The sequence below is a fragment of the Streptomyces sp. Qhu_M48 genome, assembly GCF_051305195.1.
Lineage (GTDB): Bacteria > Actinomycetota > Actinomycetes > Streptomycetales > Streptomycetaceae > Streptomyces.
Genome location: NZ_CP195433.1, coordinates 183,203 through 200,852 on the forward strand (window position 1 = coordinate 183,203; position 17,650 = coordinate 200,852).

A 17,650-nucleotide genomic window follows, 5' to 3' on the forward strand; every position below is an offset into this window, starting at 1 on the left:
CGAGCGCGCACCGACCGGGAAGGAACCCTTTACGTGGGTGAGAGCAAGGACAGTGAGCCGTCGGACACGGCCGGGACTCCGGTGGGCGTCGTCGGGGCCGGCACCATGGGCGTCGGTGTCGCCCAGTGCTTCGCCGCGGCCGGCCACCCCGTCGTCGTCGTGGACCCGGATCCGGCGGCGCGCGCGAGCGGTCCGGAGCGCGTGCGCGCCTGGACGCGCGCCGCGCGGCTGCTGCGCGGCCAGGACTCCGGCCCGGTCGAGGAGCGGGTGGTGTGGGCGGCGGACCTGGACGCCCTGTCAGGCGCCCGCTTCGTGGTGGACTGCGCTCCGGAGCGCGTCTCCCTCAAGGAGGAGATCCTCCGGACCCTGGACCGCGTCTGCCCCGCCGAGACGGTGTTCGCCTCGTGCACCTCGGCGATACCCATCGGCCATCTCGGCTCCGTCACCGGCCGCCCCGAACGCGTCGTCGGGACCCACTTCATGAACCCGGCGCCGCTGAAGGACACCGTCGAGGTCGCCACCTCCGCGGCCACCGGCGAGCAGACCGTCCGGCGGACCCTGGACATCCTGGCCGGCCTTGGGAAGAAGGCGATCGTGGTCGGCGACGGGCCGGGGTTCGTCAGCAACCGGGTGCTGATGCTGACGGTCAACGAGGCGGCGGCCGTCGTGGACGCCGGCACCGCCGACGCGGCCACCGTGGACCGCGTCTTCCAGGAGTGCTTCGGGCACGCCACGGGGCCGCTGCGCACCGCCGACCTGATCGGTCTCGACACCGTGCTCGACACGCTGGCCGTACTGGGCCGGTTCACCGGCGACGAACGGTTCCGGCCCACCCCACTGCTGTCACGGCTGGTCGCGGAGGGAAGCGTCGGCCGGAAGGCCGGCCGCGGTTTCCACCCGTACCCGTCGCACAGGTCCATCGTTCCCCCGCGGCCCGCAGGAGCTGACACCCATGTCTGAGCACGGCATCGCACGGACCACGTCCGGTGACCTCGTCGCGGAGGCCGTGGACATCGACGGCCCGGTGGACGTGGCCCTGTTGCAGCGCGCGATCCGGCAGGTGACCGGTGAGGCGGAGGCCGTCCGCCTGCGGGCGACGACCGGCGACACCTCCGACGGCACTTCCGGCGGCACAACCGACGGCACCACGGGTGGTATCTCCGGTGGTACGGGGTTCACCGACGGCGGCGCGGTGCCGCTGGCCATGGTGGACCTGGCCGACGAGGCGGACCCGGCCGCCGCCCTGGAGACCTGGCTGCGCGCGGAGCTGGCGTCGGGCGGAGGGGCGTCACGCTCCTCGCAGGCCCTGATCCGCCTCGCCGACGACCGCTTCACCTGGTTCCACCGGCACCCCCGGCGCGTCCTCGACAGCTGGGGATGCGCGCTGGTCGGCCGCCGGGCCGCCGAGGTGTACACCTCGCTCGCGGCGGGCGGGTCCCCTTCCGACGGGGTGCTCCCCGCCCTCGCGCGGCTCACCGAGGCCGAGGCCGCCTACCGGGCCTCGCCGGCGCCCGAGGAGGACGCCGCCTTCTGGCGGGACCGCCTCACGGGCCTGACCCCGACCGCCCCGACCGCCCCGACGGCCCCGGTCCAACCGACCGGACCGGCCGGAACACCGGACGCCACCACGGCCTCGGCCGCCGTCCCGCTGCCGGTCGCCGACGCGGAGCGGGTACGCGCCACCGCCCGCTACTGCGGCACCCACCCGCGCGCGGTCCTGCTCGCCGCCGTCGCCGCCCATCTGCACCGCACCTCCGGCACGACCGACGTGGTCCTCGGCCTGCCCGTGGACGGGCGCCACGAACGGACCCTCCAGCGCGTGCCGGGCGCGGCCGGCGACATCGCCGCGCTGCGCCTCGACGTACGGCCCGCCGCGCCCTTCGCGGACCTCGTCCGCCAGGCCGGCCGCGAGGCACGCCGGGTCCGGCGGCACCAGCGCTTCCGGCACGCCGAGGTCTGCGGCGCCCTGGGGGCGAAGGAGCCCGGATCCCGGCTGTACGAAGCGATCGCCGACGTACGGGAAGCGGCACCGGTCCTGCGGTTCGGCGACCACCGGGCCACCGCCCGGGCCCTCGGCGTCGAGCCGTCCACCGCGCCGAGGTTCCTGCTGGAGGAGGAGCCGGACGGCCGGATCCTCCTCGTCGTCATCGGGCCGGCCGGCGACGGCGCCGGGGCGGCACCCGACGCGCACGCCCGGCAGCTCCGTACCCTGCTGACCGCGGCCGTCTCCGCGCCCGGCCACACCGTGGCCTCCCTCACCGCGCAGCTCCCCGAGGAGCCCGCCGCCGACGGCGCCCCCGCACTGCCCGTCACCACCCCCCGGGCGGAGGAGGGCACGCTGACGTCGCTCCTCGACGCGGCCGCGCGCCGCACCCCGGACGCCGTCGCCGTCCGCGACCGGACCGGCGAACTGACCTACCGTGAGCTGCACGCACGCGCCAACAGGCTGGCCCGCCTGCTCATCGCGCGCGGAGCCGGCCCCGAACAGCTGGTCGGCCTGCTGCTGCCCCGCTCCGCCGACACGCTCGTGGCGATGCTCGCGGTCCTGAAGTCCGGCGCCGCGTACCTGCCGCTCGACCCGGCCTACCCCGACGAACGACTCCGCCTCATGGTCGAGGACGCCCGGCCCTCCTGCCTCCTCACCGACACCGAGCACGCCGGGCGGGACCTCGGCGCGCCCGGCGGCTCCGTGATCGTCCTCGACGACCCGTCGGTGCGTACGGAACTGGCGTCGGCCGCGGCACACGACATCACCGACGACGACCGGGCCGCTCCGCTCGACCCCGGTCACCCCGCGTACGTCATCTACACCTCGGGGTCGACGGGCACCCCGAAGGGCGTCGTCGTGGCGCACCGGAGCGTGCTGCCGCTGCTCGCCTGGGCCGAGGAGGAGTTCGGCGCCGACGCGCTCCGGCACACGCTCGCCGCCACCTCGTTCAGCTTCGACGTCTCCGTCGCCGAGGTCTTCACACCGCTGGCCGCCGGAGGCACGGTCGAAGTCGTCCGGAACCTGCTGTCCCTGCTGGACGCCGACCCGCCCCGGTGGTCCGGCGGCCTGGTCTGCGCGATCCCCTCGGTGCTCGGCAAACTCCTCGAACGCACGGACCTCGACCTGTCGGCCAGGACCCTGGCCCTGGGCGGCGAGGCGCTCCCCGCCGCGCTGGCCGCCCGGGTGGCCGCGACGATGCCCGGCACCCGGCTGGTCAACGTCTACGGGCCGACCGAGGCCACCGTGTACGCCACCGCGTCGCGGGCCGACGGTCCACCGGACGGAGCGGCGCCGCCCATCGGCCGGCCGCTCGGCCACGTCCGCGCCCACGTCCTCGACGAGACGCTGGCGCAGGTCGGGCCCGGCGGGACGGGGGAGCTGTACCTCGCGGGCGACGGGCTGGCCCGCGGCTACCTCGGACGCCCGGGGCTGACCGCGGACCGCTTCACGGCCGACCCCTTCGGTCCGCCGGGAACACGGATGTACCGCACCGGTGACCTGGTGCGCCGCCGCGGCGACGGGCAGCTCGACTTCCTCGGGCGGGTGGACGAGCAGATCAAGATCAACGGATTCCGCGTGGAGCCGGGCGAGGTGGAGGCCGCGCTGACCCGCCACCCCGGGGTCGCCGAGGCGATGGCCGTCGTCCGCACCGACCACGTACGGGACCCCCGGCTCGTCGCCCACCTGGTTCCCTCCGCCACGGCCGCGCCGCCCGCGCCGGAGGAGCTGCGCGCGTGGCTCGCCGAGCGCCTCCCCGGGCACCTGGTGCCGGCCGAACTCCGGTTCACCGCCGCCCTTCCGCGTACCCCCAACGGCAAACTCGCCCGCGAGACCGACCCCGTGCCGCTCGCCGTGACGACCCCGCCCGAGCCCGCTCCGGCGCCCGACGCGCCGGCCTCCCGGGAGGACCTCGTCGCCGCCGCCTTCGCGGAGGTGCTGCGCGAGACCGAGGTCCCGCGCGACCGGAGCTTCTTCGACCTCGGCGGCGACAGCATCATGTCCATCCAGCTGGTCAGCCACCTGCGCCAGTCCGGACTCGTCCTCATCCCGCAGGACATCTTCGAGTACAAGACCGTCCAGGCCCTCGCCCGCGTCGCCCGGGAGACCGGCCGGCGGAGCACCGGAGAGGACTCGGCGGCCGTCGGCGACGTCCCCCTCACCCCGATCATGCACTGGCTGCGCGACCAGGGCGGCCCCATCGACGGCTTCCACCAGGCCGTACTGCTCCGGGTCCCCGGCGGCCTGCGCACCGACCGGCTGACCACCGCCGTCCAGGCGCTGGTCGACCACCACGACGCCTTCCGGCTCCGCCTCGACCGCTCGGCGCCTGGCTGGTCCCTTGAGGTGCGGCCGGTCGGCGGCGTCCTCGCCGCGGACCTCGTGCGCCGCGTCCCCGCCGGGGGTGTCTCCGGTGACGCGCTCCTGCGGCTCCTGTCGGAGGAGACGGCGCGGGCGCAGCGGGAGCTCGACGTGGCGGACGGCCGCGTGATCCGCGTCGTCTGGTTCGACGCCGGCCCCGACCGGCCCGGCCGGCTCCTGTTCATGGCCAACCACCTGGCCTGCGACGGTGTCTCCTGGCGGGTCGTGGTGCCCGATCTCGTCGGTGCCTACCAGGACGTCGAGGCCGGCCGTACGCCCGTCCTCCGTCCGGTCGAGACGTCCCTGCGGCACTGGAGCCGGGCCCTGACGGAGCAGGCCCGCACCCCCGAACGGCTGGCCGAACTCCCCCTGTGGGAGCGGACGCTCGACGTCCCCGGCCCCCGGTTCGCCCGGCGTGCCCTGGATCCGTCCCGCGACACCACCGGCACCGCCCGCTCCCGTACCGTCGTCTACGGCGCGGAGCGGGCCCGGCACCTGTTCACCACCATCCCGCTGGCCTTCCACTGCGAGATCAACGACGTGCTCCTCACGGCGCTCTCCGTGGCCGTGCAGCGCTGCCTCGGCACCACCGAGGACGTGCTGATCGACGTCGAGGGCCACGGCCGTGAACCGGTGGTGCCCGGCGCCGACCTGTCCCGCACGATCGGCTGGTTCACCAGCATGTACCCGGTGCGCATGGCCCCCGGCGTCCCGTCGGCCGGCCGGGCGGTGCCCTCCGGGGCCGAACTCGGCGGCGCCCTGCGCCGGGTGAAGGAGCAGCTCCGGGCCATCCCGGACAAGGGCATCGGCTTCGGCATGCTCCGGTACCTCGGTCCCGAGGCCGGGCGCCGGCTGGCCGCCGCGGCGCCCAGGGACATCGGCTTCAACTACTTCGGCCGTTTCCTCCTGCCCTCCGAGGGCGGCGAGGGGGACTGGTCGCCCGCTCCCGAGACGGGCATGACCGCGGGCGCCGACGCCGGCATGCCGCTCGACCACCCGCTGTCCGTCAACGCTCTCACCGAGGACACCGCGGAGGGCACCGCGCTGCGCATCGCCTTCTCCTGGGCGGACGGGATCGTGGACGACGACCGGGTCGACGAGCTGATCGGCCACTGGTTCGAGGCGCTGGACGCGCTGGCCGCGCACGCGGCCGAGCCGGGCGCGGGCGGCCGCACGCCGTCCGACTTCCCCCTGGTCGCGCTCGGCCAGCGGGAGATCGAGCTGCTGGAGCGCGAACACCCCGGTCTGGACGAGATACTGCCGCTCTCCTCCCTCCAGCAGGGCATGCTCTACCACCTCCTCCTCGGCTCGCTGAACAGCCCCGAGGACGGTGACTCCGACGACTCGGCGCACGCGCTGTACACCGTCCAGTTCTGGCTGGAACTGGAGGGGGACCTGGACACCACGGCCCTGCGGGCGGCCTTCCGCGCCCTCCTGGACCGCCACCGCAACCTCGGCGCCGCCTTCGTGCACACCGGGGTTCCCCAGCCGGTCCAGATCTTCCGCCCGGGCGTGGACGTGCCCTGGCAGGAGACGGACCTGAGCGGTCTGGGGGAGGAGGAGCAGGAGCGCGAGGCCGAACGGCTCCTGGTCAAGGAGCGCTCCCGGCCCTACGACCCGGCCCGGGCCCCGCTGCTGCGGGTGCTCCTCGTCGACCTGGGCGGCGGCCGCCGTCGGCTGGTGCTCTCGACCCACCACATCCTGCTGGACGGCTGGTCCCTGCCCGTCGTCGTCGGGGAGCTGTTCGCCCACTACCGGGCGCAGGTCACCGGGACGCCGCACGCGCTGCCCGCGGGCACACCGTTCCGCGAGTACATGCGCTGGCTGTCCCACGTGGACGTCAAGGCCGCCGAGGACGCCTGGCGCACCGCGCTCGCGGACTTCACCCCCACCAGGATCGGGAACCGACAGCCCGGCGAGCCGCTGCCCTCGCGGCACCTGCGGTTCTCCCTCGACGAGGACGTGACCGGCGCGCTGGTGGGCACCGCGCGGCGGCACGGGCTCACGCTCGCGACCGTGCTCCAGACCTGCTGGGCGCTCGTGCTCGGTGAGGAGACCGGTCACCCGGACGTCGTGTTCGGTTCGGTGGTCTCCGGGCGCCCGGCCGAACTCCCGGGGGTGGAGAAGATGGTGGGTCTCTTCATCAACACCGTGCCGACCCGGGTGCGGATCGACCCCGCCGAGTCGCTCGGTGACCTCTTCGCGCGGATCCAGGACGAGCAGGCCAGGCTCCTGCCGTACCAGCACATCAGCCTCACCGACATCCGCCGCATCACCGACAGCGGCGACATGTTCGACACGATGATGTCCTTCGCCAACTACCCCTTCGACGGTGAGGCCCTGCGCCGCCCCGCGCCCGGTCTGGAACTCCTCCGGGCCTCCGGGGACGACCGGCAGCACTACCCGCTGGGCGTGGTCATCAGCCACCGCGACGACATCGTGACCGTCCAGGTCGAGTACCGCCCCCACCTCATCGACCCGGACCGGGCCGACGACCTGGCCCGGCGCTTCGTCGCCCTGCTGACCCGGAGCGCGCACGCGCCGCACACCCTCGTGGGCTCCCTCGACTCCGCCGGACTCCTCGCCGGCGGCGGCGCGGACGTCCCGGCCGCGGACCACCGGACGGCGGACGCCTCGGCCCTCGACGGGGGCACCGGGGTGCTGCTGCCGCTGCGCGAGGAGGGCAGCCGCCCACCGCTGTTCTGCGTGCACCCCGCGGCCGGGATCGCCTGGTCGTACGCCGGTCTCACCGGACCGCTCGGCGCCGACCAGCCGCTGTACGGACTGCAGGCGCGCGGCCTGGACGGATCACGCGTCCTGCCGGGGTCGATCGCCGAGATGGCGGCGGACTACGTGACCCAGATCCGTACCGTGCAGCCGGCCGGTCCGTACCACCTGCTGGGCTGGTCGTTCGGCGGCATCGTCGCGCACGAGATGGCCGTCCAGCTCCAGCGGGCGGGGGAGGAGGTCGGCCTGCTCGCCGTCCTCGACGCGATCCCCGCCGCCGCGGCCGCGATCCCCGCCGACGAGGACGCCGGCGCTGGCGGTGGCGCTGGTGTGGGCGGTGGCGGTGGCGGAAGCCACGACGGGAGCGATGCCGGGAGCGATGCCGGGTCGGAGAGCACCCCCCTGCGGTTCGGTCCCGACCACGTGATGCGGACGGTCCTGCAGTTCTTCGGGTACGACCCCGCCCTCTGGGCCGACGAGGAGATGACCTACCCGCGGTTCCTGGAGATCGCCCGCGCCTACCCGGGACTCCTCGCGACGTTCGACGAGGCGATGATCGAGACGCTCTGCCGCGTCTACACGAACAACGCCGTCCTCTCCCACGACCACACCCCCTCCCGCTACACCGGTGACCTGCTGGTCTTCACCGCCCTCGAAACCTCCGCCGACGCGGCCGCGCGGCAGTGGGAGCCGTACGTCGACGGCGGGAAGCCCGACGTGCGTCCCGTCGACTGCCCGCACGCCGAGATGGGACGGCCCGGACCGCTGGCGGAGATCGCCGAGACGCTCGCCCTGCCGCTGCGGGGCCGGGGCACGGAGTCGGACGTGCCCCGGTGACCGGCCCCGGCCGGCCGTCGCTGCCGTTGACCACGGCTCAGCGCGGCATCTGGCTGGGCGACCGGCTCGCGGGCCCCGGGCGCTACCACGTGGGGGTGTCCCTCGACATCGCCGGACCCGTGGACCCCGGCCTCTTCGAGACGGCCTTCGCGGCGGCCGTCGCCGAGACGGCGCCGCTCCGGGCCCGTTTCACGGTCGCCGACGACGGCGAACCACGGCAGTGGGACGGCCCCGGCCCGCCGTGGAGCGTCACCCGGGTCGACCTGCGCGCCGCACCGACCCCGGCCGCCGCCGCCATGGAGTGGATGCGGGCCGATGTGGCACGGCCGTTCGACCTCGGCGCCGGGCCGCCGTTCCGTACGGCGCTGCTGCGCCTGGCCGACGACCGCTTCCGCTGGTACCTGGCCTGCCACCACCTGGTGCTCGACGGCCTGGGCAGCGCCCTGCTCGTCCGCCGGGTCGGCCGGCTCTACGCGGCGCTGGAGCGCGGGGAGCGCCTGCCGCCCGCCGTGCACCCGCTGGACGCCCTGCCCGCCGCCGAACGCGCCTACCGGGCCTCGGCCCAGGCCGTGGCCGACCGTGCCTTCTGGCAGGCCCGGCGGCCCGGGGCGGGCGCGGTGCGCCCGGCCGCCACCGGAGGCGTGGCGGCGCGCGGCGGCGCCCGCCTGCCCGCCGGGGCGTTCGCCCGGCTGCGGGCGACCGCCCGGCGGCTCGACGTGGACTGGCCGGTGCTGGCCACGGCCGCCGGGGCCGTGCTCGCGCACGTCCGGGCCGGGGCGGGCGCCCCCGACGAGGTGGTGCTGGGGCTGCCGGTCCCGGCCCGCGACCGGAAGGTGTCCCTGCTGGCCGCCGGTACGGCCTCGAACATCCTCCCGCTGCGCACCGCCGTCCACCCGCACCGGCCGGCCCGCGACCTGGTGCGCGCGGTGGCGGACGAGATGACGGCCGTCCTCCCGCACCGGCGCCACCGGTACGAGGACCAGCTGGGCGACCTCGGCCTGACCGGCTCGGGCGGCTCGCTGTACGGCCTGGCGGTGAACGTCCTGCCGTTCAGCTACGGCCGCGACTTCGCCGGCCGGCCGGCGGTGATGCGCAACGTCGCCATCGGCCCCGTCCAGGACCTGTCCGTCACCGTGTACCCGGACGACGGGCGCGGCGGCCTGCGGATCGACCTGGACGCCGACCCCACCCGCTACAGCCCTGCCGAGGCGGCCGCCGAGGCCCGCCGCTACGCCCGGCTGCTGCACCGGCTCACCACCGGTCAGGACGACGCCCTCCGCGACCACGACCCGCTCTCCGCGGCCGAACGCCGCCGCTCGGCGCCCCGCCCCGAGCACCGTGGGACCGCCGCGCCGGGCACGCTTCCCCAGCTCTTCGAGCGGGCCGCGTCCCGCTTCCCCGACGCCGTGGCCGTGCAGGACGCCGACACCGCCCTGACCTACCGCGAACTCGGCGCGCGGGCCGACCGCCTGGCGCGGGCCCTGGTCCGGCGCGGGGCCGGGCCCGGCCGCACCGTCGCCGTGAAGCTCCCGCGCTCCGTCGACCTGGTGACCGCGATCGTCGCCGTGGCCCTGTCCGGCGCCGCCCTCGTCCCCCTCGACCCGGAGTGGCCGGCCGAACGGATCGGCCTGGTCCTGGCCGACACCCGGCCGGTCTGCGTCATGACGCCCGAGGAACTGACCGCCCTGTCCTCTGAGGTCCTGTCCTCGGACGCGGACGCGGACGCGGACTCGGGTACGGCCACGGTCGCGGTCACGCTTACGGACGCGGGCGCGGCCACGGCCACGCACCTCGACGACGCCGGCCGTGTGACCCCGCTGCTGCCCGCGCACCCCGCCTACGTGATCCACACCTCGGGATCGACGGGACGGCCCAAGGGCGTCGTGGTCCCCCACGCGAGCCCGGTGGCCCTGCTGACCGACGCGGCCGCCCCCTTCGGCTTCGGCGCGAGCGACGTCTGGACCCTCTTCCACTCCTGCGCCTTCGACTTCTCCGTCTGGGAGCTGTGGGGCGCCCTGGCCCACGGCGGGCGTCTCGTGGTCGTCCCGCACGACGTGGCCCGCTCGCCCCGCGCCTTCCTCGACCTCCTCGTCCGCGAGCGCGTCACCGTACTGAGCCAGACCCCGTCCGCCTTCGCCGCCCTGGACCGCGCCGACGCCGAGGACCCGGCGCGCGGCCGCGGACTCGCCCTGCGGTGGGTGGTGTTCGGGGGAGAGGCGCTGCGGCCGCGGACCCTGCGCGACTGGTACCGGCGCCACGGCGGGAGCACCGCCCCCACCCTCGTCAACCTGTACGGGATCACCGAGACCACGGTCCACACCACGCGCCGCGACCTGGCCCCCGCCGACGCCGGCCACGACGGCAGCCCGATCGGCGTCCCGCTGCCCGGCACCCGGCTCCACGTGCTGGACGACAGCCTGCGCCCGGTGCCCACGGGGACCCCCGGCGAGCTGTACGTCGGCGGCCCGGGCGTCGCCCACGGCTACCTCGGGCGGCCCGGCCTCACCGCGGGACGCTTCGTCGCCGACCCCTTCGGCCCGCCCGGCTCCCGGCTCTACCGGTCCGGCGACCTGGCCCGGTGGACGGCGGACGGGGAACTCCAGTACCTGGCGCGCGCGGACGACCAGCTGAAGATCCGGGGCCACCGCGTCGAGCCCGCCGAGATCGAGGCGGCGCTCCTCGCGCTGGACGGCGTGACCGCCGCCGCCGTCGCCGCCGTACCGTCCCCGGACGGCGACCCCCGCCTGGTCGGCTACGTCGTCCCGGAAGGCGACCACCACCCGGTCGGCTACGTCGTCCCGGTCGGCGACCACCCCGCGCGGGCCCTCGCCGACCGGAGCCCGGAGACCGAGCCGCCTCCCGCCGACGCCCCGCCGACCGAGACCCACCCCGACCACCCCGCGCGGGCCGTCACCGACCGCGGCCGGCAGCTCGAACCCCTCGCCCACCGGCTGCGTCGAGCCCTGCGGACCCGGCTGCCCGCCCACCTCCTGCCGGCGGAACTGGTGCTCGTCGACGCGCTGCCGCTCACCCCGAACGGCAAGCTCGACCGTGCCGCCCTGCCCCCGCCGGGCGACCTCGCGGCCCGCGACACCGAGCCCCCCACGCCGGACCCGGTGTTCGCGACCCCGCTCCAACGGCACGTCGCGGACCTGTTCTCGCGGCTCCTCGGAGCGGCCCGGGTGCGCCCCGAGGACGACTTCTTCGACCTCGGGGGAGACAGCCTGCGGGCCGCCCGGCTGGCCGCCGCCCTCCGCGCCGCCCACCACGCCGACATCGACGTCCGCGACGTCTTCGACCACCCCACGGTCACCGCCCTCGCGGCCCGGCTGACCGCGCCCGCCGAAGCCCCCGCCGACGCCCCCGCGCCCGCCCCGCGGGTGCCACCCGGCCGCCCCGAGCGCGTCCCGCTCTCCCCCGGGCAGCGACGTCTGTGGTTCCTGCACCGCCACACCGGCGCCGACCGCGCCTACAACGTGCCCCTGGCGGTCCGGCTGACCGGCGTCCTGGACCGCGCGGCCCTCGCGGCCGCCCTGGGCGACGTGACCGACCGGCACGAGATCCTGCGGACCGTCATCGAGGAGGAGGACGGCCGCCCCCACCAGCGGATCCTGCCGCCCGAGGCGGGCCGCCCCCGCCTTGTCGAGACGGACACCACCCCGGACGGACTGCCCGCCCTGCTGGCCCGGGCCGCCCGGCACACCTTCCGGCTCGACCGCGAGACCCCGCTGCGGGCGACCCTGTTCGGCACCGGCCCTGGCCGCCCCCACACGCTGCTGCTCCTCCTCCACCACATCGCCTGCGACCACGCCTCGCTCGGCACGCTCACCGCCGACCTGGAGACCGCCTACGCCGCGCGGCTGCGCGGTGCGCCGCCCACCGGCCTGCCGCCCCTGCCGTACCAGTACGCCGACTTCGCGCTCGACCGCGCCCCGGACCCCGGACCCGGGGGCGGCTCCTCCGCCGAGGAGGACCGGCTCGCGTACTGGACGCGTGCGCTGGACGGCCTGCCGTCCCGTATCGCCCTGCCCGCCGACCGGGCGGCGCCGCCCACCGACGACGGGGCGACCGCCGCGTTCCGGGTCCCCGCCGCGCTGCACCGGCGGCTCGCCCGGCTCGCCGGCGCCGAACGCGCCAGCCTGTTCATGGTCGTCCACACCGCGCTCGCGGTGCTCCTCACCCGCCTCGGCGCCGGAACCGACATCCCGGTCGGCACCGCCGTCGCCGACCGGCCCGACCCCCGGCTCGACGCGTCGGTCGGCTTCTACGTCAACACGCTCGTCCTGCGCACCGACACCTCGGGGAACCCCACCTTCCGGGAGCTGCTCGGCCGGGTCCGTACGGGCGACCTGGACGCCTTCGCCCACCAGGACGTCCCCTTCGAGCGGGTCGTGGAGGCCCTGGGCCCGCACCGCCCCGAGACCGGCCCGCCGCTCTTCCAGGTGATGCTGGTCCTCACCCCGCCACCGCCCGAACGGCTCGACCTGCCCGGTCTGCGGGCCGAGGTCACGACGGTCGCGACCGGCACCGCCAAGTGCGACCTGGCGTTCAGCCTGTACGAGCGCCGCGGCCCCGGGGGCGACGGCGAGGGGCTCGACGGCGTACTCGAGTACCGCACGGGCCTGTTCACCCCGGAGACCGCCCGCACCCTGGGCGAACGGCTGGTCCGGCTGCTCGGCCGACTGGCCGACGCCCCCGACACCGCCGTCGGTACGGCCGACCTGCTCGCCCCGGAGGAACGCGCCGAACTCCTGCTCCGGTGGGGCGCGACACCGGCGAGGCCCGGCCCGCCCGGCGACCCCGCCCGGAGCGTCGCGGAGCGGATCGCCGCCCACACCCGCCGCGCGCCGCACGCCGTGGCCCTGCGCTCGGACACGGAGACGCTGACGTACGCGGAGCTGGCGGCCAGGTCCGACCGGCTGGCCGGTCACCTCGTCGCCGCCGGGGTGGGCCGGGAGACCCGCGTCGCCGTCCTCATGGAGCGCGGCGTCCTGTACGCCGTCACCGCCCTCGCGATCCTCAAGAGCGGCGGCGTCTACGTACCGCTCGACATCCGGGCGCCGCACGCGCGGCGGACCCGCGTCGTCGCCGAGGCCGGTGCCGCCGTCCTGGTCGTCGGCCCGGGCCTGCCGGCCGGGGAGCCGCCCCTGGAGGCGCCGACGGTCCTCGACGCCGTCGAAGCCCTGGCCGCACCGCCCCCGCCGTGCTCCACACCCCCGGACGCCGGTCCTGCCGTTTCCAACGACCTCACCGGTCCAGCTGGTCCCGCCGAGCCCACGGACCCCGGGCACCTGGCCTGCGTCATCTTCACCTCCGGGTCCACCGGCGTGCCCAAGGGCGTCGCCATCACCCACGGCGGCATCCTCGCCCTCGCCGCCGACGCCTGCTACGAACCCACCACCGCCCGCCGCATGGTGATGCACTCCCCGCACTCCTTCGACGCCTCCACCATGGAGCTGTGGGTGCCCCTGCTCAACGGCGGCGAGGTCGTCGTCGCCCCGCCCGGCGACCTGGACCTGCGGACCCTGCGGCGGCTGATCACCGAGACCCGCCCCACCAGCCTGTGGCTGACCGCCGGACTCTTCCAGCTCGTCGCGGAGGAGGACCCGGCCTGTCTGAGCGGCCTCGACGTGGTGTGGACCGGCGGCGACGTCGTCTCCCCCCGGGCCGTCCGGGCCGTCCGGCACCACTGCCCGGACACCGCGATCGTCAACGGCTACGGCCCGGCCGAGATGACGACCTGCGCCACCTGGCACCAGGTCACGGACGCCGACCTGGCCGACGGAGCGGGCCGCCGGGGCATCCCCGTCGGCCGCCCGCTGGACGGCGGCCGGAGCTACGTACTGGACGCCGGGCTCCAGCCCGTGCCCGTCGGGGTGACGGGAGAGCTCTACCTCGCCGGGACCGGCATCGCGCGCGGCTACCTCGGCCGGCCCGGGCCGACCGCGGAACGCTTCGTCGCCGACCCCTACGGCCCGCCCGGCGCCCGCATGTACCGGACCGGGGACCTGGCGCGCTGGCTGCCGGACGGCACCCTGGCGTTCGGCGGACGGGCCGACGGGCAGGTCAAACTGCGGGGCTTCCGCATCGAGACCGACGAGGTCGCGGCCGCGCTCATCGAGCACGGCACCGTCGGCCAGGCCGTCGTGGCGGTCCGCGAGGACGGGCCGGGCACGAAGCGGCTGGCCGCCTGGGTGGTCCCCGCCGAGGGCGCGGAGGCCGACCCGGAGACCCTGCGGCGACACCTCGCCGAGACGCTCCCCGACTACATGGTCCCGGCGGTGTGGGCGGTGCTCGACGCGATGCCGCTCACCCGCAACGACAAGCTGGACCGCGCCGCCCTGCCCGAGCCCGCCCCGGCGTCCCGCCCGCACACCCCGCCCGGCACCGTACGGCCCGGGGACGCCGCCGACCCCCGTACCGCACGCGAGCGCGTCCTGCGGGCCCTCTTCGCCGAGTTGCTCCGTACCCCGGCGATCGGCGTCCACGACGGCTTCTTCGACTCGGGCGGCGACAGCATCGTCGCCATCCAGCTGGTCAGCCGCGCGTACGAGGCCGGTCTGGCGATCACCGTCAACGACATCTTCCGCGCACCCACCGTCGCCGGACTCGCCGAACGCGCCCGGCCGGTGGGCGACCCGGCGACCACCCCCGCCACGGGCCCGGACGACGGCGCCGGACCGCTGCCGCCGACCCCCATCATCCGCTGGTGGCGCGAACAGGCCGGTGACATCGACACCTTCAGCCAGCACATGGTCATCCGCACCCCGGCCGGACTGACCGCCGACCGGCTCACCGCCGTCCTCCAGACCGTCGTCGACCGGCACGCCGCCCTGCGGATGCGCCTCGACACCACCGGCGAGGACTGGCGGCTCGACGTCCTGCCGACCGGACGGATCCGCGTGGCCGACCGGGTGCGCCGGGTCCTCGCCCCGGCCGACGGACGGCCGCCCGTCCTGCGGGCCGGGGCCCTGGACGAGGCCCGCGGCCGGCTCGACCCGAGGTCCGGGCACCTGCTGGCCGCCGAGTTCCTCGACCGGGGACCCGGCCTGACCGGTCGTCTGCTGCTCGTCGTCCACCACCTGGCGGTCGACGGCGTCTCCTGGCGGATCCTGCTGTCCGACCTCGCCGCCGCCGACCGGGCCCTCGCCGCCGGAACCACCCCCGGTCTCACCGCGCCGCCCGTGCGCTTCCCGGACTGGGCCCGCACGCTGGAGGCCCAGGGGGCGGACGGGACCCGGCGTGCGGAACTGCCGCTGTGGACGGAGACGGTGACGGGGACGGATCCGGGACTCGCCGAGCCGCTCGCCCCCGGCGCGGCCCGGCCGGCGCGCGAACTGACCGCGACGCTGCCGCCCGGCCGGACCCTGCCCCTGCTCACCGAGGTCGGCGCGGCCTTCCACTGCGGCGTGGAGCCCGTCCTGCTCACGGGCCTGGCCCTCGCGGTCGAGGAGTGGCGCCGCCGCAGGGGCCGGCCGGCCGGCCCGAACGGGCTGCCGGTCGATCTGGAGTCGCACGGCCGCCCCGACCTGCCCGGGACCGACCTGACCCGGACCGTCGGCTGGCTGACCGCCCTGTACCCGGTCCGGCTGCCGCCCACCGGCTGCTCCTGGACCGACGTGCGGAGCGCGGGACCCGCCCTCGGCCACGCGCTCCGACAGGTCAAGGAGACCCTGCGCGCGGTCCCCGACCGCGGGGTCGGCTACGGCGTCCTGCGCCACCTCGACCCGGTGGCCCGGCCCGCGCTCGACGGCCGGGTCCCGCCCCAGCTCGGCTTCAACTACCTGGGCCGGCTCGCCACCGCCACCGACACCGACTGGAGCATCACCGGGGAGCAGGCCACGTCCCGCGCCGCCGGACCCGCCGGCCGCCTCGGGGAGCACGTCCTCGACATCAACGCGCTGACGACCGACGGACCCGAGGGACCGCGGCTCACCGCCTCGGTGAGCTGGACGGCCGGTCAGCTCACCGAGGCCGAGGTCCGTCTCCTCACCGACCTGTGGTTCGCGGCCCTCGACTCCCTCGTCCTGCACGCGCGGACCCGGGGCAGCGGTGGCCGCAGCCCCTCCGACCTGCCGCTCGTCCGGCTCGACCAGCGCGAGATCGACCGGCTGGAGGACGCCTACCCCGACCTGGCGGACGTCCTGCCGCTCACCCCGCTCCAGGAGGGGCTGCTCTTCCACGCCCTGTACGCGCCGAACGCACCGGACGTCTACCAGGCGCAGTGCGTCCTGCGACTCCGCGGCGACCTGGACCGGGACGCCCTGCGCGCGGCGGCCACCGCCCTGCTGTCCCGCCATCCCCACCTGGGCGCCGCGTTCGTCCACCACGGCCTGCGCCATCCGGTCCAGGTCGTCCCCGCCGCGCCCGTCCCGGGGTGGCGCGAGCTCGACCTCACCGGTGTGTCCGGGGCACGCCGGGAGCGGGTCTTCGACCGGCTGAACCAGGCCGACATGGGCCGCCGCTTCCACCCCGACCGCCCCCCGCTGCTCCGCTTCACCCTCACCCGGTGGGGCCCCGACGAACACCGGCTCGTCCTGACCAACCACCATCTGGTGATCGACGGCTGGTCGATGCCGCTGCTCGTGGGGGAACTCCTCGACCTGTACGCCCACGGGGGCGACCCCACGGCGCTCGCCCCGGTCACCCCCTACCGCGACCACCTCGCGCTGCTGGCCACCCGGGACGCGCCCGCCGCCCGCGAGGCGTGGCGCGCCGCCCTCGACGGCACGGCCGCGGCACGGCGCCTGACCCGCGCCGTGCCCGGGGGCGCCGTGCACGCCGCCTCCCTGAGCGCCGTCCTGTCCGACACCACCACCAAGGCGCTGCGCGGTCTGGGCAGCGACGGGATCACCCTCAACACCGTCGTCCAGAGTGCGTGGGGCATGCTGCTGGCCCGGCGCCTCGGGACACGGGACGTCGTGTTCGGCACGACCGCGTCGGGCCGCCAGCCGGACCTTCCGGGGATGGGCTCGATGATCGGCCTGTTCATCGACGCGGTACCGGTGCGGCTGCGCCTCGACGGTTCGGAGACGGTACGCGAGAGTCTGCGCCGCCTGCGGGACGAGCAGGCCCGGCTGCTGCCGCACCACCACATCGGGCTGAGCGAGATCCAGCGCGCCGTGGGGCGCAGGGAACTGTTCGACACCCACCTGGTGTTCGAGAACTATCCGCTGGACCGGGCCGCGCTCACGCGCCCCGTGGCGGGGCTCCGTGTGACCTCCGTGACGGGCCGCGACGCCACCCACTACCCGCTGACCCTGGTGGCGTTCGCCGCCGACGACCTGCTGCACCTGCGCCTCGACCACCGGCCGGACGCGCTGGAGCCCGGGGCCGCCCACGATCTTCTGCGCGAGCTGACCCACCTGCTGGACGCCGTCGCCGAGCGGCCCGGGCAGCCGGTGGACGATCTGCTCGGCGCGGAGTTCCGGAACGACGACGACAAGAGAGAGGTCATCCGATGACCAACCCGTTCGACGACGAGAGCGCCGTCTTCCTGGTGCTCGTCAACGACGAGGGACAGCACTCCCTCTGGCCCAGGTTCGCCGGGGTGCCGGCCGGCTGGACCCGTACCTTCGGGCCCGACAGCCGCGCGGCGTGCCTCCGGCACATCGAGGAGACCTGGACCGACATGCGTCCGAGGAGCCTCGTCGCGGCCCTGCCGACGGACACGTAGTGCACCCCGCGGGCGGCCCGCCGACGGTCCCCCGCGGTGCGTCCGCCGCGGCGGGGACGGCG

4 protein-coding genes are annotated in these 17,650 nt (G+C 76.2%); all 4 read left to right on the plus strand.

The genetic code is table 11. The annotated features are described in order from the left end of the window. The first annotated feature begins 33 nt into the window (after positions 1-33). Genes ACRRSS_RS37195 through ACRRSS_RS37210 form a run of 4 tightly spaced genes read left to right on the plus strand, consistent with a single transcriptional unit; the run spans position 34 to position 17,588 of the window. Complete coding sequence (locus ACRRSS_RS37195; protein WP_435975655.1) at positions 34-960, plus strand: 3-hydroxyacyl-CoA dehydrogenase family protein; 927 nt, start codon at positions 34-36, stop codon at positions 958-960. Continuing rightward, positions 953-7,912 carry an amino acid adenylation domain-containing protein gene (locus ACRRSS_RS37200; protein ID WP_435975656.1) on the plus strand — a complete coding sequence of 2,320 codons (6,960 nt, stop codon included), beginning with the start codon at positions 953-955 and terminating at the stop codon, positions 7,910-7,912. The genes ACRRSS_RS37195 and ACRRSS_RS37200 overlap by 8 nt, the downstream gene beginning before the upstream one ends. Next, on the plus strand, positions 7,909-17,376 hold the full coding sequence (locus ACRRSS_RS37205; protein ID WP_435975657.1) for an amino acid adenylation domain-containing protein: 9,468 nt from the start codon (positions 7,909-7,911) through the stop codon (positions 17,374-17,376). Before ACRRSS_RS37200 ends, ACRRSS_RS37205 begins: the two co-directional genes overlap by 4 nt. Beyond that, positions 17,373-17,588 carry an MbtH family protein gene (locus tag ACRRSS_RS37210; RefSeq protein ID WP_435975658.1) on the plus strand — a complete coding sequence of 72 codons (216 nt, stop codon included), beginning with the start codon at positions 17,373-17,375 and terminating at the stop codon, positions 17,586-17,588. Before ACRRSS_RS37205 ends, ACRRSS_RS37210 begins: the two co-directional genes overlap by 4 nt. Positions 17,589-17,650 lie beyond the last annotated feature (62 nt).